This is a genomic window from Actinomyces sp. zg296 (assembly GCF_009829695.1).
Taxonomy (GTDB): Bacteria; Actinomycetota; Actinomycetes; order Actinomycetales; family Actinomycetaceae; genus Actinomyces; species Actinomyces marmotae.
The window spans coordinates 31,423-50,611 of sequence record NZ_VWPG01000010.1 but is presented as its reverse complement, the minus strand read 5'-3'; the positions used below and the strand labels follow the sequence as shown (position 1 = coordinate 50,611).

Genomic DNA, 19,189 nt, shown 5'->3' with positions numbered 1-19,189 from the left:
GGTGGGCCGACGGCGCCGCCTCAGCGCAGCGCGGCGATCCCCGGGGCCATCGCGGTCGAGCCCCGCACGATGAGGTCCGGGATGAAGGTCATCTCCACGTCCACGGGCTTCTCCCCGCTGATCGCCGCGAGCAGCGTGGACACGGCCGCCCGGCAGATGGCCTCCACCGGCTGGCGGACCGTCGTCAGCGGCGGGTGCGTCATCGCCAGGAGGGGGGAGTCGTCGTAACCGATAACGGAGATGTCAGTGGGGACCGCGCGGCCGGTGGACTGGATTCCCTTGATCGCGCCCAGGGCCATCATGTCCGACCCGCAGATGATGCCGGTGCATCCCTGCTCCGCCAGGGCGGCTCCCGCCGTCGCCCCGCCCTCATAGGTATAGAGGCTCTCCGCGATCCGCAGGTGCTCGCCCGGGCAGCAGGCCCGCATCGCCTCCTCGTAGCCGACGCGCTTGCGCACGGCGGGGACCATCCGCGCGGGGCCGGTGGCGAATCCGATCCGCCGGTGCCCGAGGCTGGCCAGGTGCTCCACGGCCATCGCCGCCGCGGCCCGGTCATCGGTGGTGAACCCGGGCGCATTGATCATGGGCGCGTTGCCGTTGAGCGTCACCAGGGGCACGCCCCGGGACCGCAGCCTCTGGTACCTGGTGACATTGCCCGTCGTGTCCGCGTGCCGCCCGGAGACGAACACGATGCCGGACACGCCCCGCTCCACGAGCATCTCGATGTACTCGTCCTCGCTGACCCCGCCGGGCGTCTGGGTGCACAGCACCGGGGTGTGCCCGCTGGGGGTGAGCAGTTGCTCGATCTCCTGGGCGAAACGCGGGAAGATCGGGTTGCTGAGTTCGGGGACGATGAGGCCCACCAGGCCGCGGGACCGGTTGTCCACGGACTCGGGGCGCTCATAGCCCAGGACGTCGAGGGCTGCCAGCACCTGCCGCCGGGTCTCGTCGGCCACGTTCGACTTGCCGTTGAGCACGCGGGAGACGGTCGCCGTCGAGACACCCGCCTGCTCGGCGATGTCCGTCAGCGTGATGCGCTGCGCCACTGCTCCTCCTTCGAGCATGGATGATCGGCCCGAGCCGATGCATGGTTTCTGGGATGACTCTACGTCTCGCCCACCGGGACCGCTCGCAATCCCGCGCCCTCCCGCCCAACGACGGCGCCCTGGGGACGGTGACGGCGGCAGGCCCGGCTCTTCCCGGCGCGATGCGGGGCGCCCGGCTCAGGCGACGGTGTCAGCCACGCACCACACCGTGGTCGTGGGCGGCACGACAAGGCGGCCATCAGCATGGGCGAGTTCATGCGAGGCCAGCAGCACCTCGGCGTGCTCGGGGAGGCTGATGGAGGCGCTGGTGGTGTTGGCCAGGACGAGCGTGTCCCGCACCAAGATCGCCAGGGCGTCATCCGGGCACCACCCCATCCCCGAGACGAAGGCCATGGGGGCGTCGGGGAGCTGCCTGTCCCGCCGCAGACGGGAGGCGTGACGAACGGTCGCCACCGGGGAGCCGAGCAGATCGCCCTGCTCGGCCGCGAGGCGGTTGACCTCGCCGACGAGCGCCAACGGGCTGTCGTCCTTGTCGTCGTCGAGGATGCCGACCTCGTCCCCCTGGCGGAGGTAGACGGCTCCCGGCAGCGCCAGCATGAGCGTCTGGAGGGCTGTCCCACGGCGCAGGCGCGTGGCGCGGTCCGTGACGAACCAGCGGCGGTCGTCGCTCGGCTCGAGCTCGGGACGGTAGCGGTACGGGGGCATGACGCGCCATGCGGGAGGGGCGCCGAAGCGCTCGTACTCCTCCAGTGAGGCCGTCAGGTGCCGGGTGATCGAGTCGGCGTCCCAGCGCGTGAGGAAGAGCCTGTCATTGCGCAGGTGGTGGAACCAGTCCTTCTGCAAGTGGTGGCGCAGGCTGTCCCCGTACTCCGCGGTGACGTCCGCGCCGAGGATGCCATCGGGCGTCGAGGAGCTCACGAGCATGAGCAGCTCCGCGCAGGTCCGGCTCAGCAGGTCGAGATTGGTCTCCTCGCTGGCCTCGGGCGGGAGGATCGCGCCCAGGTCGATGCCGTCAACACCGGCGTCGATGAACTCCTCCGCGCGCTCGATGAGCCCGGGCCCCAGGGCCTCCTGGCCGGCTGTCAGCGGGTTGTCGTCATGCGCGTGCCGGCCGGTGACCGGCCCGAGAGCGCCCGAGAGCCGGGTGATGACCCGCAGGCCCCGGGCGTGGGCGGCGTCGGAGAAGCGGCGGAGGTCCTCCAGACCGGGGTCCCCCAGGCTGAAGAGGCTGGGGCGCACGAGGACGCCGTCACAGCTCAGCGACTTGGCGTGGTCCAACAGGCTGACAGCCTGGTCATGATCGACCTGGCCGATCACCGGGGCGTTGAGCTCGTAGACCTGAGCGCCTCTCCACCAAGCGTGATCGTTGCTCTGGGGACGATGGACCAGGGTTGTCGTCGTCATGACAGCCGGCTTCCTTCCATCGAGCGCGAGCGCGGCGTCGACCCGGCAGCGCGCCAAGGATAGAGTGAGAGAGGACCCGTCGGGGATCGGGGCGCCTCGGGTGCACTGACCATACCAATGCCGGGCGTCAGGCGCAGGTCGTCCCACCTTTTCCCACCAGGAGTCGCATCACACGCCCGTCGGCGCGCGGCTCCCAGGCCCGTCGCCCCGGCACGCCTGCGCCAGTCGCTAAGGGCGCGTGCGCTACCTTGGGCTGGTGACCCTCCCAGCGCACAGCGATGACACCGGCCTCCCGCTGCCGGCGCCCGGCGGCCGAGCGGGCTACGGCCAGCAGGACGCCGAGCGCTTCTGGGCTGAGCGGGCGAAGAACCCCCAGCGCACCCCCTTCGAGCGCGATCGCGCCCGTGTGCTGCACTCCTCCGCCCTGCGCCGCCTGGGGGCCAAGACCCAGGTGCTCGGCCCCGCCTCCGATGACTTCGTGCGCACCCGGCTCACCCACTCACTGGAGGTCGCGCAGGTGGGACGGGCCCTCGGCCAGGAACTCGGCTGCGATCCCGACATTGTCGACGCCGCCTGCCTCTCCCATGACCTGGGCCACCCGCCGTATGGGCACAACGGGGAGAAGGCGCTTAACGAGGTCGCCCGCTCGATCGGCGGCTTCGAGGGCAATGCCCAGACCTTCCGCATCCTGACCCGCTTGGAGCCCAAGACCATCGACGCCGCGGGGCGCGGCCTGGGGGTCAATCTCACCCGTGCCAGCCTCGACGCCGTCGCCAAGTACCCCTGGGCCAAGGGGGAGGGGCCGGGAGGGCCGGACGGCAAGAGCGCCCGGAAGTACTCCGTCTACGACTCCGACCGGGATGTCTTCGAGTGGATGCGCGCGGGCGCCCCGGCTGGGCGGCGCTGCATCGAGTCGCAGATCATGGACCTGGCCGACGACATCGGCTACTCGGTCCACGACGTCGAGGACGCCGTCGCGCTGGGGCGCATGGACCCGGGGGCCCTGGACCGCCCTGGCGAGATCGACGGCATCGTCGGCGCCACGCGGGCCTGGTACGGCTCCGCCTTCAGCGCCGACGAGCTTGGCGCCGCCTGGGAGCGCCTGGCCGGGACCCCGTACTGGATCGACTCCTACGATCACGGCATCGCCGACGCCGCCGCCCTCAAAAACCTCACGAGCCAGCTCATCGGCCGCTTCGTCGGCGCGGTGGCCGCGGCCACCAGGTCGGTGGCCGGTGACGGCCCGCTGACCCGCTACGCCGCCGACCTCGTCATCCCCGCCTCCACGGCCGCCGAGATCCTCGTCCTCAAAGGCGCGGCCGTCCGCTACGTCATGGCGCCCCGGGAGCACGAGCGCGTCTACCTCATCCAGCGCACCGAGATCTTCGACCTGGCGGACGCCCTCCTGGAGTCGGGGGACAAGCACCTCGATCCGATCTTCGCCGGGCTCTGGCGGGCCGCGGACGACGATGCCGGGCGCACCCGGGCGGTCATCGACCAGATCGCCTCGCTGACCGACACCTCCGCCCGCGCCTGGCACGCCCGCATCTGCGGGATGCTCTCCGAGATCCCCGACGGGCTGTGAGCATCGGCGGCTCGCGGGCCGTTGGCGGGCCCGGCGGACCCGGCTTCACCGGCCCGCCCCGCGCCCCCTGCCGGCCCGGTCGGCTCATGCCGCCGGCCCCGCCCCGGGCCTCCTGGCGGCGCTCCTCGGGGCCTGATGGCGCCAGCCGCCGCTCGTCGGAGCCTGTCAGTGCCCGGACGTAGGATGGCGCCATGGCGGGACTGATCAAGCGCGAGGACATCGACGCGGTGCGCGAGCGCGCCCGGATCGATGAGGTCGTCGCCGAGCACGTCACCCTCAAGCCCGCCGGCGTCGGCTCGCTCAAGGGCCTGTGCCCCTTCCACGATGAGCGCACCCCCTCCTTCCACGTCCGGCCCCAGGTGGGCATGTACCACTGCTTCGGCTGCGGTGAGGGCGGGGACGTCATCTCCTTCATCCAGAAGATCAACCACCTGCCCTTCGCGGAGGCCGTCGAGCACCTCGCGGGGAGGGTCGGCGTGCAACTGCGCTACGAGGAGGGCGGCGGTCAGGTACGCCGCGGCGTCGAGCCGGGCACCCGGCAGCGGCTCCTGGACGCCAACCGCCTCGCCGAGGCCTGGTTCATCGAGCAGCTCGCCACGCCCGCCGCCCAGCACGGGCGGGACTTCCTGACCTCGCGGGGCTTCGACCGCCTCGCCGCCGAGCGCTTCGGCGTCGGCTACGCCCCGGCCGGATGGGACAACCTCGCCCGCCGCCTGCGTGACGCCGGGTACACCGAGGCCGAGCTCGTGGAATCCGGCCTGTGCTCCCAGGGCGGTCAGGACGGCCGCCGCGTCTACGACCGCTTCCGTGACCGGCTCATCTGGCCCATCCGCGACGTCACCGGCGCGACGCTCGGCTTCGGGGCGCGGCGGCTCTCCGAGGAGGACAAGGGCCCCAAGTACCTCAACACCCCGGAGACGGCCATCTACCACAAGGCCCAGGTCCTCTACGGCCTCGACCTCGCTAAGCGCGACATCGCCCGCGAGCACTCGATCGTCGTCGTCGAGGGCTACACGGACGTCATGGCCGCCCACCTGTCCGGCGTGCCCACCGCCGTGGCCACCTGCGGCACCGCCTTCGGCAGTGAGCACGTGCGGATCGTGCGCCGCCTGCTGGGGGATGTCGCCGATCCCTCCGCGGGCGTCATCTCCGGCAACCGCGCGCGCGGCGGTGAGGTCGTCTTCACCTTCGACGGCGACGCCGCGGGTCAGAAGGCCGCCATGCGGGCCTACGCCGAGGACCAGCACTTCGCCGCCCAGACCTTCGTCGCCGTCGACCCCCACGGCTACGATCCCTGCGACCTGCGCATGGCGGAGGGCGACCAGGCCATCCCGCGCCTGCTGTCCCGGCGCATCCCCCTGTTCGAATTCGTCATCCGCACCTCCCTGGGCAGCGTCAACCTTGACACCGCCGAGGGGCGCGTGTCTGGGCTGCGGGCCGCGGCGCCCGTGGTCGCCGGGATCCGTGACCGGGCCCTGCGCCGCGAGTACACGCGGCGCCTGGCCGGCTGGGTCGGCATGCCCAACGAGGAGGCCCGCGCCGCCGTGCGCGCCTACGAGGGCCGCGCTTGGCGCGCCGAGGATCCGCCCCCGGAGGACGGCGGTCAGCCGGCCACGGCGGCGCGCCCGGGCCTGCCCGCGGCGGATGACCCGGTGGCCGCCCTGGAGCGCCAGGCCCTGGAGGTCATCCTGCAGATGCCGCTCGTCGCCGAGCGGGCGGGCGCTGACGACATCGCCCCCGCCTCCTTCACCCTCCCGATCCACCGCGCGGTTTTCGAGGCCGTGCAGGCCGCTGGCGGCACCAGCACGCTGCCGGGTCTCGTCGAGCGCGCCAGCGCCGCCGGCATGGAGCCGCGCGAGGCCCAGTCCCGCGCGATCCGCCACTGGATCGACCTCGTGCGTGGCGGGGCCATCACCTCCGTCGACTCCGCCATCACCGAGCTCGTCGTCGCCCCCCTGCCGCTGCCCGCGCCGCGCGGCAAATCCCCTGAGCTCGACGCCGAGGCGGTGCGCCGCTACGCCGAGGGCGTCCTGGCCGCCCAGGTGCGGCTCGACATCAATCGCCGCCTGGCCGAACTGCGCGCCCGGCACCGGCGCATGAGCCCCGAGGACGAGGGCTACCGGGATCTCTTCGAGGAGATCACCGGCCTGGAGCGCCGCCGCCTACGGATCGGGCAGCGCCCATGAGCCCGGCGCGCTGGCCCCGACCCCACGGGCGAGATGAGGACGAGCGGCGCCCGCGGCGCTGGCGGCGCGGGGGACTCACGCCCGCCGGCCTGCCAGCCCCCTGCCGGGCCCAGTTGCCCCAGGGCAGGCTCCTGGGCGCCGTGCCGATCGATGAGGCGGGGGAGTCCTGGGCCGTCGCCATGACAAGCGGTCTGGTCATCGTGTCGGCCGACGCCCTGGCCGCCGAGCACCCCTGGGACCGCATCGACAAGGGCTCCTGGGACGCCGAGGCCCGTGCCTTCACCCTCACGCTCTCCGACGCCCCCGAGCAGCGCCTGGCCCTCACGGTCCCCGCCCGGATCGAGCAGGGGGGCGCGGCCCGCCCCGTCGCCGTCGACCGCTTCGCCCGAGCGCTGCGCCAGCGCGTGGAGGCCTCCCTCGTCCACCTTGTCACCAGGAGCCTGCCCAGCGGAGCCCAGGCGCGGATTGCCATCCGGCGGGACGCCGACGGGGCCCTCTACGCCGTCGCCTCCCCAGAGCCCGCCAGTGCGGCGACGGCGGAGGACCGCGCCGAGCTCGAGGCCCTCCTACGGCAGGCCCGCGACAGTGTGGGTCTGGACACACGCTGACTTTGCCCCGGTCTGGCGCGCATTCACGGGCGCGGCACGATTCGACGCCCCGGCTCGGTGTTGCTAGAGTTCTATCCGCGCTCAGCGCCTTTCCCGCGTAGCTCAATGGCAGAGCATCCGACTGTTAATCGGACGGTTGCTGGTTCGAGTCCAGCCGCGGGAGCCCACCACGGGCCCCGGCCACAACGGCCGGGGTTCCGTCGTTCCCGAGACCGTCTGGTGAGGGCTGTGGACCGTCCATCAGCCCCAGAATCCAGGCAGCGGGAATCCGGGTCAGCAGTTCGATCCGCTTCGCCAGTGCGACGACGTCGCGCGGCTGGGTGTTGCCCGCCTCCCACTGCGCGTAGGTGCCGGGCTTGGCGTCGAGCGCAGCGGCGAAGTCTCGCTGCGACATGCCCACTTCGAGACGCGCCTTGCGCAGGTAGTCAGCAAGTGTCCACTTCGGAATCCAAAGCGAAGACGGTTGTGGTGCGATGCTCATGGTGAGAGTGTGCCACAACCGCGCAACCCACGCAATGCGCTTGTTACCCAAGCATGCTTGACCTGACGGCACATGCCGCGTATGTTGCTCGCCATGAGCAAGCATGCTTTGAACAAGCGATCCTCACTCAGTTCTGTTGAGGCTGCCGCGATCCTCGGGGTCAGCCGTGACACCGTCGTCCGAGCCGCCGACCGAGGAGAGATCCCAGTCAGGCGGACGCCTGGGGGCCAGCGCCGCTTCAATCCGGATGATGTCGAGGCGTACAGAGCGCGACTCGCCTCGGTCCCGCAGGTCCCGGCCGCGCTCGCGGCCTCCTCTGGTGGGGAGGCGGCGTGATGGTCTTGCGTCGTTCGCTCAGTCGTCCTGTGTGGTGCGCTGTCGCCGCGTTCGCCCTGTTCGTCTTGCTGCTCGCTCGGCCCGACGTGTATAGCGCTGTCGGGCTCGCAGCAGCGCTCGCGGCTCAGACGGCCATGTCGCTGTCACTCGCGCTCCAGGTGCGACGTGCATGCGATGTGCTGGACGCAGTTCTAGGTGGCGCCACCAAGGACGCGCGAGAACTCGAAATCTTGTGGCCGCCAGTTCCGAGTTTGGGACGGCGGGCAGCCAGGTCACGAGGTATTTCCCATGCCGGTGGGGGTGACGCATCATGACCAGGAACCATGTCTCATCGTTGATGGGGGCGGACCTGAACTGCTCCTGGCCGCCCATCGGAACCCGAGCGAGCGATGCGACCGCACCAAGTTCTCTATCGCATGGGTCGAAGAGGAGCACCCCGCTGGCATCGACTTCCCCCCGTGTTGCGCACGAGGCCCTGGTCTCTGTATCTCCCGTCGATAAGCGTTGAGGGGAAGAGCGGCTTGATCTCTAGGATCGGCAGCTTCTGCCGACTCCTCACCTCCTGCCAGAGCACGAGCAGGAATGTCAGTACACCGGCCACCGCGCCTATGCGGGTCAGGAGATCGTCCATGCGCCGGATCCTAGCCACTTCTCGTGGTGAGACGACTGAGGGGGTGGCGTGATGGGTGCTTACTCGGAGCTTCGCACCATGCTGCCGTCTCGTGTTCAACTGAAGTTGAATCGGGTGCGCGATGAGGCCCTGGCCATGGACGACCATGTGGAGGCTGTCCGGCATGCTGTGGGCGCCACGCGTGACATCCTCGTCGACTGGCAGGTGGACGGGAAGCGCTTCGTTCTGCGTTCCCCCACCGCCGCGCCGGCTTGGCTCACCGTTGATGGTGCCCGTCTGTACTTGTGGGGCATCCTGCGTGAGATGCGTTGCTCACGGGGTCTCGTTCAGGCGGAGGACCCCATCCCGAAGCCAGGCCACCACGGTGGTCGCGAGCAGCACCATGCTGCGTGCCGTGACCTGGTCGGTCTTGTCCGTGTGGTCGCCCCCGTGGCGGCCCGGCTGGTAGCCGATGGTGCGAAGGGTGTTCGCAAGGATCTCCAGCGGCGGTTTGACGGTCCCCTGCCCGTTGGTCTTGTAGGCGCGTTCGGGCAGTCGGCACGCCCACTTCGACGGGTTGTCGGTGAGCGCGCGGGTCATCTTCCCGAGCGTGGCCTTGGAGTCCGCCGGGGTGGTGATCGGCTTGAGGAGGGTCTCGACGGCCTTGATGGCCTGGCCCCAGCCGGCGGTGGGGTCGGGGTTGCGGCCGAAGGCCAGGCGCCACGCGTCCGCGAGAAGCTCACTCGCTTTGTCGTCGGGGCTGGTGGCTCTGGTGTAGAGCGCCCAGGTGCTCGGGTCGAGGCGCTGGACGAGCCCGCTTCCGTCGGGGGCCACGCGCAGTTCGTGCCCGGCGAAGTCGAGCATGAGGTCCAGGACGTCCGCATCCCCGAGACCGCGGGAGAGCAGGTTGTCGACGAGGTCGAGGGCGTCGAGGTCACGGCGCGATCTGTTGTACCCGATCTGCCCGACGAAGAGAGTGACGGCATCCTTTCCGACGTAGTCGGACCTCAGCGGGATGTGAAGGCTCAGGGCAAGGAAACGAGCGAGTCCTTCGTCGTCGAGGGCGTCGATGAGCCACAACTGAAGCGGCTCCCACAGGAAGTCGGGGACGCCCTCGACGGGCTCGAAGGGCGGTCTCTTGCCCATGCGGACGGACAGGGGGATGTGCCTGGTCTCGCTCATGACTCCTCCTCGGTAGGCGGTGACGGCGCTGCGTGTGGCTGTGCGGCGTCGTCGGGTGGTGGTGCCTCGGAGCCTACCGAGGCGGATCCCTCGGGCCTCGGTCAGGAGGTGGCGTGATGGCGTTCCTGACTGGTGATGGGGTTGTTTCTCAGGCGAGTCGACAGTTGAGCCAGGAGGAGATTGCTTCTGCGTTCAGGCCTGATGGTGCCTCGTGGCCTTCGTTGGCTGATGAGGAGCCGGATAGGGAGGCACTGGTTCGGGTTGCTCGCCGGGTGATGCGTCTTGAAGCGGGTGATGTTCCTGCTGGGGAGCGCGTGGGGTACTTGCGGGCGAAGCTCGATGTTCTGACCGCGGTCGATGAGGCGGCCCTGGATATGGGCTTGGATCCGCTCAGGCCTTCATGCCTGGCCGATGGCCTTGAGGATGTGACTCGCGATTTCCCCGGCCGCCGTGCTGACGCCGTTGGTGAGCAGGCCGGCGATGGTCGGGTAGGCGACAAGGGTGCTGATCTTGCTCCAGCGTTCTTTCCACGTCTTGTCGGTGCTCTCTCCTGCTGCGGCCTTGACTGCGGTGACCGCGTCGTCTGCGGCCTCGGCGAAGTCGGCAAGGTTGTAGGCGCCGGGGTTGGCCAGGCAGTTGCGCAGGTGGTTGACCACTCGCTGCAGGTGGATGCGGAGCTGGTCGGTAAGAGTCGGGTCGTTCTCGATGCCCTCGGAGATTTGGTTCGCAAGATCCATGAGTTGCTCGTGGGTCTGGTTGCCCGGGGCGGGGGTCAGCATGTCCAGGACCTCGGCGAGGGAGTCCAGGGAGTCCATGGCGGACTGCGGGCACACCTCTTCCGGGGAGTAGAAGTTGGACCAGGCCTTGCCGATGGCGAGGGTGCTGTTGACCCAGATCGGGTAGTTGCGGCGGAAGGGGCGGACTCTGCGGCCGACCCGTTCGAGAGTGTCGATGAGCCTGTTGATATCGATCAGCCAGACGGCGGATTCGAGGAGGGCGGCATAACTCTCGTCACTGATGACAAGGCCATTGCCCTCGACGATGTTCCATCGGTTAGTGGTTCGAGTCCGCTCGCGGGAGCGGATAGAGCCCCGGACCCAAGGTCCGGGGCTCTTCGCGTTGTTGCTATCGGTGGGCCGTTGTCGGCATCGGTGGGCGGCGTCGGTAGGCCGTTGAGGACAGCGTTGGGCCGCCGAGAGCAACGCGGGGCCGTTGTCGGCATCGGTCGGCCGTCGAGAGTAGCGCTGGGCCGTTTGTGGCATCGGTGGGCCGAGTCGCTGGTCTGTTGGACGTCCTGCGCGGGACCCGGCCTGGGTGCTGCTGGATCGTTGAGGGCATCGGTGGGCCGCCGAGAGCAACGCGGGGCCGTTTGCAGCACCGAAGGGCCGTCGAGAGCAACGCGGGGAGCGCTGCTTTGGATGGCTTAGCGCTGCCCTGGACGGCCCAGCGCTGCTTTGGGCGGCCCACAGTTGCCCTATGGAAGGCCTACTGCCGCTTCTCGATGAGCGGCGAGCGGGCGCTGTGGCCACCAGACCCACGACGGCGTCATTACCTGGCGCAGCCCGGGCATCCCAGCCGTGAGCGATCAGGATCTTCGTCTCGGCGGTACCAGTGTGACCAGCAGAAACCGTCCTCTTGGCCCGCCGGCCGAGCCGCGGGGGCGAACCAGGGGCAGGAGGCGGCTGCTGTCAAGAGTTCCGCCGGCCGACCCGGGGAGGGCGAACCAGGGGCAGGAGGCGGCTGCTGCCAAGAGCCCCGCCGGCCGACCCGCGGGGAAGAGAGGGACGTGCTTCACATTTCTGTGAATCATCCCCCGCCCGCGCGATTTCCTCCCCCCTCCCGCCGGGGCATGGGAGTGCAGGTGAGAGCACTAGTGGGTGCCAGAAACCGCCGCCTATCTGGTGATTTGGTCAATAGAACCTGAAAAAGCCCTGATCAAAGCCCTAGTGGGGGTGCTCTAGCATGGGGCGCACGACCCAGTGGTGCTCGATTGCAAGGGGGAGGGAAGAGGCTCTCCTGCAAGGGGGGAAGAGGCTCTCCGCAGCGCGTCAGCATCATCACGACACAGGAGGCAACCCGTGCCACGAGCCGAAAGCCTGAGCGAGCGCCCCATGAGCGATGGCCCCGCTCCGGCCGGCCCCCGTCACGCGGGAGGCGGTACCGCCAGCACTGTCGGATCACGTCGCGTCGCGCTCGCCGCGCTGAGCACGGCGGCGGTTGGCGCGGTCGGCGAGCTCAGCGCCCTGCTGTGGGAGAGCGGCCCAGGGAGCAGTGCTTCCGCGGCGGCCCCGGGCGGTCCGGCCCCGGGCGAGGGCGGGCCCCTGGCCCTGCCGGACGCCCTGAAGCGAACCGTGGCCGGGGGCGACGAGGGGGACACCGGCGACACCAGCCCGGATCCCTCCGCCGCGGGCAGCGGGATGAATGACGCCGACGGCGCCAGCGGGGCGCGGGGCGCGGGTGGCGCGCGCGACGGCTCTGGGGTGTCTGACGACGGCGCCCAGGCCGCATCGCCGGCCCAGGCCGGCACCGGTGGCGCGGCGCAGGCCGGTGGCGCGGCCCAGGCCGGCACCGGTGGCGCGGGTGGCGCCAACAGCGGTGAGGCCCCGTTCTCCTCCGGCAGCGGGAGCGCCCCGGAGACCGCCAAGACCGACGTCCTCGACGTCTACCGCAAGGCCCCGGGAACAGCAGACCTTGAGGCCTCCTCCGGGCTCGCCCCCGGACTCCGGCTGCGCACCTCCTCGGCATGGCACCTCGCCAGGCGCGCCTCCATCGCCGCCACCGCGGAGATCGCCTCCGATATCGAGACGATGGGCGCCACCGCCTGGATCGACAGGCAGCTGGCCCCCGAGGGCATCGATGACACCTACGCCGAGAGCCTGGTCTCACGCCACTACGGGTGGTCCCGGCTCTCCGCCCTTGAGATCAAGCGGATCACCGGCGACCACTCCGCCAAGGCCTCGCCGTCGGTCATCAACGCCGCCCTGACCCGGATGCGCTTCGGCAACAGGGTCCTGGCCGAGTCCGTCGTCGAGCTCATGGCCGACCACGTCTACGTCCCCATCCACGGCAAGGGGGAGCCCTTCATCACGGAGTTCGACGTCCTGCTGCGCAAGCACGCGCTGGGCCGCTACGCCGACCTCCTCTACGCCGCGGTGACCAACGCCGCTCTGCTGCGCGAACTGGACAACACCGCTTCCACCAAGGACAACCCCAACGAGAACCTGGGGCGCGAGCTCCTAGAGCTCTACACCGTGGGGCGCGACTCCTACTCGGAGGAGGACGTCAAGGCCTCCACCCGCATCCTGACCGGCAACGGCAACGACTGGACCACCATGAGTTACGTCTACCGGCCTGAGCAGCACGCCGTCGGGAGCGTCGACGTGCTGGGCTTCTCCGACGCCAACACGGATGCCTCCGCCGGTCAGCGCATGCTCAAGCGCTATGTCGAGCACCTGTGCCACCTGCGGCCCACCGCTCTCAGGCTCGCCAAGAGGATCGCCCGCCGCTACATCGCCGACGAGCCCTCCGACGCCGCTGTGGAGGCGATCGCGAAGGCCTACTTGGACAACGACACATCCATCGCCTCCGCCGTCAAGGCCGCGCTCACCCATCCCGACTTCGCCGCCTCGGTGGGCAGGAAATGGCGCCGCCCCACGGAGTTCTACATGACGATCGCCCGTGCCGCCCACGCCCGGGTCGCCGTCGCCCACGGGGACGTCAACGTCGGCGATTACTTCAACCTGGGCACCTATGGCTGGCTCATTAAGGAGGCCGGCCACGAGCCCCGGATGTACGGGAGCGTTGACGGCTACCCGGACACCGCCGAGTACTGGATGTCCGCGGGGATCACGATGGCCCTGTGGAACGGCGCCCAGAACGCCGTCGACGGCGATAAGAGGGAGTCGGGCAGGACCGACTGGCCCACGGCGCTGTCCATCGCCGCCGGCCAGCCTGCGCTGGAGACGGCGCGGCGCATCACCTGGCACCTCACGGGCTACGCCTGGGCAGACGCCGAGCTCTCCGGGGTCGCCGAGGTGCTCGCCGGCCTGCCCGGCACCGGCACCGCGGCCACCTGGACCGTCACTGACAAGCACCTGCCTGCCTTCGCCGAGCACGCGGTCCGCCTGTGCTTCTGCAGTCCTTACGCCTTGCTGCGCTGAGAGGAGACGAGACAACCATGGAGCGCTCGGAGCCCAGGAACCGCAAGACCCGCTTCACCCAGGGCGCCGCCCTCATGAGGGAGGACATCGTCACCCCCATGCACCATCACGACGAGGCCCAGGACGCCCTCCTGGTCGACGTCGGCGGGCGGACCACGCGCATGACCGGCTGCCAGGCCGACGGCTACGTCACCGAGAAGCACGATCTGCCCGAGCTCACCGAGGTCGACCACGTCGACGGCGGCCCCACGAATGTCAAGCGCCGCCATGTCCTGGCCGGCGCGGCCGCCGGCTTCGGCGCGCTGCTGACGAGCACGTCCATGCCCCGATACTCCTTCGCGGCCCCCGCAGCGGACGGCGGGAACGAGTTGCTCGTCTGCGTGTTCATGCGCGGCGGCTTCGACGGGCTGTCCGCCGTCGTCCCCCTCAACGACCCCGCCTACTACGCGGCCCGGCCCATGATCGCCGTGCGCGCCGAGCAGACGACGCCCCTCGACTCCACTTGGGGCCTCAACAACCACATGAAGGCCCTCAAGCCGATCTGGGACGCCGGGGAGATGGCCATCATCCAGGGCTCGGGCTCGCCGGATGTCTCCCGCTCGCACTTCACCGACCAGGTCACGGTGGAGCGGGCCGCCCCGGCGTCGGTCCGCTCGGGCTGGCTCGGACGCCACCTCCAGACCAAGTCCGCGGACACGGGGACCTTCCGGGGCGTGACCATCGGGGCCTCCACGGTCTTCTCCCTGACCACCAACAGCCTCGATACCCTGGCGGTGTCCTCCATCGACGAGTTCGACCTGCGGGTCTGGGGCGGGGACGATATGAAGTCCCGTGTCCGGCGGGCCCTGGACGAGATGTACGGGAGCGCCGGGGGAGAGTTCCAGCGCTGCGCGCAGTCGGCCTTCGACGCCGCCAGCACCCTCCAGCGGGTCCGCTCCTCCTACCCCCAGGCCCCGAGCGCCGGCTACCCGGACTCCGACTGGGGCAGGGGGCTGGCGGAGATCGCCCGCATGGCCAAGGCCGGGGTGGGCATGGAGGTCGCCTGCATCGACATCGGGGACTGGGACATGCACTCCGGCCTGGGCCAGGCCGCCGACGAGCAGGCCTGGTTCTCCAGACGCGCCCGTGACTTCGCCGACGGTCTGGCGGCCTTCCGCAAGGACCTGGGGGGCAAGTGGGCGACGACGACGATCGTCACCATGAGCGAGTTCGGCAGGCGCGTCGCGGAGAACGGCTCAGGCGGGCTCGACCACGGGCAGGGAAACACGATGTTCGTCATGGGCGGGGGAGTTAAGGGCGGCCGCGTCCTGGGCACGGTCCCCAGCCTGGTGGAGTCCAATCTCTCCCTGGGGGACGTCCCGATCACCCTGGACTACCGCCAGGCGCTGTCCGAGATCGTGTCGAACAAGCTCGGCAACAAGGCCTCCGTCAAAGAGGTCTTCCCCGGCTTCACCCCTGGGACCCCGCTGGGCATCGTCTGAGGGGCTCGTCGGCCGTGAGAGGATGGGCCCATGGCGTATCGCGACATCCGCATCATCGGCGACCCGGTCCTGCGCACGGAGTGCGCCTGGATCACTGACATCGACGACTCCGTGAAGTCTCTCGTGGAGGACCTCCTCGAGACGGTCGATGAGGATGGCCGCGCGGGCCTGGCCGCCAATCAGATCGGCGTCGGGCTGCGGGCGTTCTCATGGAACATCGACGGCGAGATCGGCTACATCCTCAACCCCCGCCTCGATGAGCTCGTCTGGGACGAGTACCAGGACGGTGACGAGGGCTGCCTGTCGGTGCCGGGCCTGTGGTTCCCCACCAAGCGCGCGTGGTACGCGCGAGCCACGGGCATCGACCTCGATGGCAAGGAGATCGTCGTCGAGGGGGAGGAGCTCATGGGCCGCTGCCTGCAGCACGAGTGCGACCACCTCGAGGGCCACCTCTACCTGGACCGCCTGGACCGCAAGAATCGGGCGCGCGCCATGAAGGAGCTGCGCGAGCAGGGGCTGTGAGCCCGATGCCCCTCGCGGGCGAGGCGCCTTGAGTGAGGGCTCGCATCCTGGCATGATTCAAGGGCGCGCCGCGCGCATCATGATGACCGCCCCGGAAGCACTTGGCGAGATCGTTGGGGAAGACGACCCTCGACCAATCCAGGAGGCTGTTGATCGTGAACGGTGGTTACACCCGCGGTGTACTTTTCGTGCACTCCGCCCCCCGGGCGCTGTGCCCACATATCGTCTGGGCGGCTCAGAACGCCCTGGGCACCGAGCTCCGCCTCGATTGGACCGAGCAGCCTGCCGCTCCTGGCATGATGCGCGCTGAGACCAGTTGGGTGGGGCGGGTCGGCATGGGCGCGGTCCTCGCCTCCGCCCTGCGGGGGTGGGCCAACCTGCGCTACGAGGTGACGGAGGAGGCCAGTCCCGGCTCCGACGGCGGGCGCTGGTCGCACACCCCGGACCTCGGGATCTTCCACGCCCAGACCGATGTCCACGGCAATGTTGTCGTCCCAGAGGACCGCATCCGCGCCGCCCTCCAGTACGCCTCCCAGCCCGAGGCCATGAGGCGGCACCTCGACCTCGCCCTGGGCCAGGCCTGGGATGACGAGCTCGAGCCCTTCCGCTACGCCGGCTCCGGCGCCCCCGTGCGCTGGCTTCACCGGGTGGGCTGAGGGGCTCGCGGTCAGAGCCGGCGCAGCACGAGGGCGGCGTTGTGCCCGCCAAACCCGAAGGAGGTCGACGCCGCGCTGCCCAGCCCCGGCGCCTCGCGACCATCCGGGCCGACGACGTCGAGCCCCAGGTCCGCGATCTCAGGGTCGATCCGGCCGGGTAGGAGCGTGGGTGGCAGGAACCCGTCGACGATCGCCATGGCGGCCAGCACCGCCTCCAGGCCACCGGCGCCACCGAGCAGGTGCCCGGTGGCTGATTTCGTGGCGCTGAGCGCCGCTCCGTGGGCGACTCGGGCGATCATCCGCGCCTCGACGAGATCACCCGCGGGCGTGGATGTGGCATGGGCGTTGATGTGGCCGAGCTCGGCCGGGGCGAGGCCGGCTTGGGCCAGAGCCTGGCGCAGGGCGCGCTCCTGCTGAGCGCCGGTGGGGTCGGGCCGCGCGATATCCATGGCATCGGCGGTGATAGCGCTGCCGGCGAGATGGGCGAGCGGCCGCGCGCCCCGCGCGCGCGCGTGCGCGGCGGCCTCCAGGACGACGACGCCGGCACCCTCGCCCAGGACGAATCCATCGCGGTCCGCCGCCAGGGGGCGCGAAGCCCCGGCGGGGTCGTCGTTGCGAGTGGACAGGGCCCGCATGGCGGCGAACGCGGCGACGGTCATCGGGTGCAGCGCGGCGTCCGTGCCCCCGGCCAGCACCATGTCGGCGCGGCCCAGGGCGATCAGGTCGGCGCCGTGGGCGATGGCCTCGGCGCCGGAGGCGCAGGCGGCCACGGGGGAGTGGATGCCCGCCCTCGTCCCGAGCTCGATGCCGACGGCGACAGCCGGGGCGTTGGGCATCAGCGCGGGCACCGCCGTGGGCGCCACCCTGCGAGCGCCCCGCTCCCGCAGCGCGTCCCAGGCCCCCATGACGGAGAGCACCGGGCCCATCCCGGGCGAGATAGACACCGCTAGCCGCTCCTGGTCGATCTCGGGGGAGCCCGCCTGGGCCCAGGCCTCGCGGGCGGCGATGAGCGCCAGTTGGCTGGCGCGGTCGAGCCTGCGCAGCTCCCGGGGCCCCAGGACCCCGGAGGGCTCGACGGCCAGGGGCGCGGCGATGCGCACCGGCAGCCCCATGTCCTCCGCCCAGTCCTCGGTGATCGCCCGCACGGCGCAGGCGCCCGAGCGCAGCGCGCGCCAGGTACTCGCCACGTCCCCGCCCAGCGGCGTGGTGGCACCCAGACCGGTGATGACGACCTGCCGCTCCGGGTCCTGTCCCAGCCCTTGGGCGGCTGGGTGACCGGGCTCCACCGCGGGCACGGGGTCAGGCCTTGCGCGCCATGACGTGCTCGACAAGGGCGCCCACGGTCGGCAGCGCGGGGATGAGCGAGTCCTCGAGGGCCACCCCGAGGCGCTCCTCGACCTGCGTGGCGATGGTGAGCAGCCCCAGGGAGTCGATGTCGAGGTCCTCGGCGAAGCGCGAGTCGCTGGTGATCAGCGCCGGCGCCACGCCAGCCTCCTCGGCGGTGAGCTCGATGATGACGCCCTGGACGTCGGTGGCCTGCTCGGTGTTGTCGGCCATGGTGGTCTCCTTGGTGTGGGTCGGGGCGGCATGCGCCGCCGGGTGGGTGGCAGTTGTGGGACGAGGGGGGCGACCGGGGCCCGGGGCGGGGTCAGAGGCGTGAGGCCGCCGCGAGCCGGCCGACGAGGACCGCCATGTGGAGCATGAGCCCGTCGCGAGGATTCGTGGCGTCCCAGCCGACCTGCTCGCTCACCCTCCCCAGCCGGTAACGGACCGTGTTGGCGTGGACGAACAGGGCGCGAGCCGTCGCCTCCAGGCTCCCGCCGAGCGCCAGGTAGGTGGCGACGGTCTCCTCGAAGGGGTCGCCCATGGCGTGGAGCGGCTCGTGGACGAGGGCGAGGATCTGCTCATGGGCGAGCTCGTCGCCGGACAGCAGGCGCTCGGGCAGGAGGTCATCGGCGCGCACGGGGTTGGGGGCCTCGGCCCAGCCCGGCAGCGCCCGCAGCCCGGCCAGGGCCGAGCGCAGGGAGAGCCCCGCGTGATCGACCTCGGGCACCACGGGGCCCACCACGGTCGGGCCATCGAGGGACGCGGCGATCTCCAGGGCGACCTCATCGAGGCCGCGCTCGGCGCGGCCCTCGCGGAGGGGGCGGCCGTGCGGGCTGTGCTGGCCGTGCGGGCCGGCAGGCCCACTGGGGGCCTCGGGGGAGGCGCCCAGGATGATGATGACCGAGTCTCCGCGCACCGAGACGAGGCAGTCCCCGGCCTGAGCACGGCAGGCGTCACGCAGGCGGGAGGTGGCAATCGCGCCCAGCGCCGTTCTCGACGCGATGGCGACCACGGGGCCGCGATGGGTCCAGCCGGCCGAGCCGGCGCGGGTGGCCGCCTCCGCGGGGGTGCCGTGGAGCATGGAGTCCACGGCGACCGATTCGAGGCGGGCGTCCCATGCGCCGCGGGCCTCGGCGGCGCGGGCGTAGACCTCGGCCGCGGCGAAACCGACGTCGCGGCCGAAGGTGAGCACGAGGATGCGGACGGTGTCATGGTCCTCGGGGGGAACCGCCTGAGGCGCCTCCTCGACGACGACGTCGAGAACGGTGCGCACGAGGTCGAGGGTCTGACCCAGGGTGATCGTGCCGGTCAGCGTCGCGGGGGCGACGGAGAAGATCTGGGAGGGCTTCGCCGCGCTCTCGGGCTCCTCGACGGAGTCGACGAACATCGACACGCCCAGGTGGGAGACCTTTTCGATCTGCTTGCGCGAGGCCTCGGGAAGCGTGCGGTACCAGGGATGGGCGGCGCTGATGCGGTCGAGGGAGTGCTCGATGATCGTGTTCTGCGCCCGCCGGAGGGCCGCGACAGACGCCTCGCTCAACTCGTCCATGATCAGATGCTACCCAGTGCGAGGCCGCCGACGATAATGTAGTGCACCCGATTGGGG

Annotated in this window: 16 protein-coding genes and 1 tRNA gene; 9 read left to right on the top strand and 8 right to left on the bottom strand. The window is 70.9% G+C overall.

The genetic code is table 11. From position 1 onward, the window contains the following. Positions 1 to 20: 20 nt before the first annotated feature. Positions 21 to 1,046: a LacI family DNA-binding transcriptional regulator gene (locus tag GVV76_RS08555; RefSeq protein WP_159523269.1), complete on the bottom strand. Its 1,026-nt coding sequence runs from the start codon at positions 1,044 to 1,046 to the stop codon at positions 21 to 23. A gap of 177 nt (positions 1,047 to 1,223) precedes the next feature. Continuing rightward, complete coding sequence (locus tag GVV76_RS08550; protein WP_235905206.1) at positions 1,224 to 2,450, bottom strand: glycosidase; 1,227 nt, start codon at positions 2,448 to 2,450, stop codon at positions 1,224 to 1,226. Between the two features lie 295 nt (positions 2,451 to 2,745). On the opposite strand from GVV76_RS08550, the gene GVV76_RS08545 reads away from it, so the two are divergent. From GVV76_RS08545 to GVV76_RS08530, 4 genes are all read left to right on the top strand, one after another. Then, positions 2,746 to 4,035 carry a deoxyguanosinetriphosphate triphosphohydrolase gene (locus GVV76_RS08545; RefSeq protein ID WP_159626438.1) on the top strand — a complete coding sequence of 430 codons (1,290 nt, stop codon included), beginning with the start codon at positions 2,746 to 2,748 and terminating at the stop codon, positions 4,033 to 4,035. A 191-nt stretch (positions 4,036 to 4,226) separates the two neighbouring features. After that, entirely contained in the window at positions 4,227 to 6,221 is a 1,995-nt protein-coding gene (dnaG, locus tag GVV76_RS08540; protein ID WP_159626389.1) for a DNA primase, read from the top strand. Between the two features lie 140 nt (positions 6,222 to 6,361). Further along, the gene (locus GVV76_RS08535) at positions 6,362 to 6,829 is read left to right on the top strand and encodes a hypothetical protein (protein WP_159523267.1); all 468 of its coding nucleotides are present in this window, start codon (positions 6,362 to 6,364) and stop codon (positions 6,827 to 6,829) included. A gap of 91 nt (positions 6,830 to 6,920) precedes the next feature. Continuing rightward, positions 6,921 to 6,992 (top strand) — tRNA-Asn (locus GVV76_RS08530). Here the strand turns inward: GVV76_RS08530 and GVV76_RS10710 are convergent. After that, positions 6,954 to 7,310, bottom strand: a complete 357-nt coding sequence (locus GVV76_RS10710) for a helix-turn-helix transcriptional regulator (protein WP_413227741.1) — start codon at positions 7,308 to 7,310, stop codon at positions 6,954 to 6,956. The two genes, GVV76_RS08530 and GVV76_RS10710, sit on opposite strands and share 39 nt — an antisense overlap. Positions 7,311 to 7,382: 72 nt before the next feature. On the opposite strand from GVV76_RS10710, the gene GVV76_RS10705 reads away from it, so the two are divergent. Beyond that, positions 7,383 to 7,646, top strand: a complete 264-nt coding sequence (locus GVV76_RS10705) for a helix-turn-helix domain-containing protein (protein ID WP_413227740.1) — start codon at positions 7,383 to 7,385, stop codon at positions 7,644 to 7,646. 943 nt (positions 7,647 to 8,589) lie between these two features. Here GVV76_RS10705 and GVV76_RS08515 read toward each other — a convergent pair. Both GVV76_RS08515 and GVV76_RS08510 read right to left on the bottom strand, forming a co-directional pair. Further along, the gene (locus GVV76_RS08515) at positions 8,590 to 9,438 is read right to left on the bottom strand and encodes a hypothetical protein (protein WP_159523264.1); all 849 of its coding nucleotides are present in this window, start codon (positions 9,436 to 9,438) and stop codon (positions 8,590 to 8,592) included. A 398-nt stretch (positions 9,439 to 9,836) separates the two neighbouring features. Further along, the gene (locus GVV76_RS08510) at positions 9,837 to 10,700 is read right to left on the bottom strand and encodes a hypothetical protein (protein WP_159523262.1); all 864 of its coding nucleotides are present in this window, start codon (positions 10,698 to 10,700) and stop codon (positions 9,837 to 9,839) included. 816 nt (positions 10,701 to 11,516) lie between these two features. Between GVV76_RS08510 and GVV76_RS08505 the strand changes: the two genes are divergently transcribed. From GVV76_RS08505 to GVV76_RS08490, 4 genes are all read left to right on the top strand, one after another. After that, on the top strand, positions 11,517 to 13,598 hold the full coding sequence (locus tag GVV76_RS08505) for a DUF1800 family protein (protein ID WP_236263338.1): 2,082 nt from the start codon (positions 11,517 to 11,519) through the stop codon (positions 13,596 to 13,598). Between the two features lie 17 nt (positions 13,599 to 13,615). Further along, positions 13,616 to 15,079: a DUF1501 domain-containing protein gene (locus tag GVV76_RS08500; RefSeq protein WP_159626387.1), complete on the top strand. Its 1,464-nt coding sequence runs from the start codon at positions 13,616 to 13,618 to the stop codon at positions 15,077 to 15,079. A 30-nt stretch (positions 15,080 to 15,109) separates the two neighbouring features. Then, positions 15,110 to 15,601 (top strand): peptide deformylase, encoded by a 492-nt coding sequence (locus tag GVV76_RS08495; protein WP_159523258.1) that lies wholly within the window; start codon positions 15,110 to 15,112, stop codon positions 15,599 to 15,601. 155 nt (positions 15,602 to 15,756) lie between these two features. After that, a complete protein-coding gene (locus tag GVV76_RS08490; protein WP_159523256.1) occupies positions 15,757 to 16,257 on the top strand; it encodes a DUF3145 domain-containing protein in 501 nt (166 codons plus the stop codon). An 11-nt stretch (positions 16,258 to 16,268) separates the two neighbouring features. Here GVV76_RS08490 and GVV76_RS08485 read toward each other — a convergent pair whose 3' ends face one another. The 3 genes from GVV76_RS08485 to GVV76_RS08475 form a co-directional block, all read right to left on the bottom strand. Beyond that, positions 16,269 to 17,543, bottom strand: coding sequence for a beta-ketoacyl-[acyl-carrier-protein] synthase family protein (locus tag GVV76_RS08485; protein ID WP_236263345.1), 1,275 nt, complete (start codon positions 17,541 to 17,543; stop codon positions 16,269 to 16,271). A gap of 13 nt (positions 17,544 to 17,556) precedes the next feature. Continuing rightward, on the bottom strand, positions 17,557 to 17,814 hold the full coding sequence (locus tag GVV76_RS08480) for an acyl carrier protein (protein ID WP_159523253.1): 258 nt from the start codon (positions 17,812 to 17,814) through the stop codon (positions 17,557 to 17,559). 91 nt (positions 17,815 to 17,905) lie between these two features. Beyond that, the gene (locus GVV76_RS08475; protein WP_159626383.1) at positions 17,906 to 19,132 is read right to left on the bottom strand and encodes a PucR family transcriptional regulator; all 1,227 of its coding nucleotides are present in this window, start codon (positions 19,130 to 19,132) and stop codon (positions 17,906 to 17,908) included. Positions 19,133 to 19,189 lie beyond the last annotated feature (57 nt).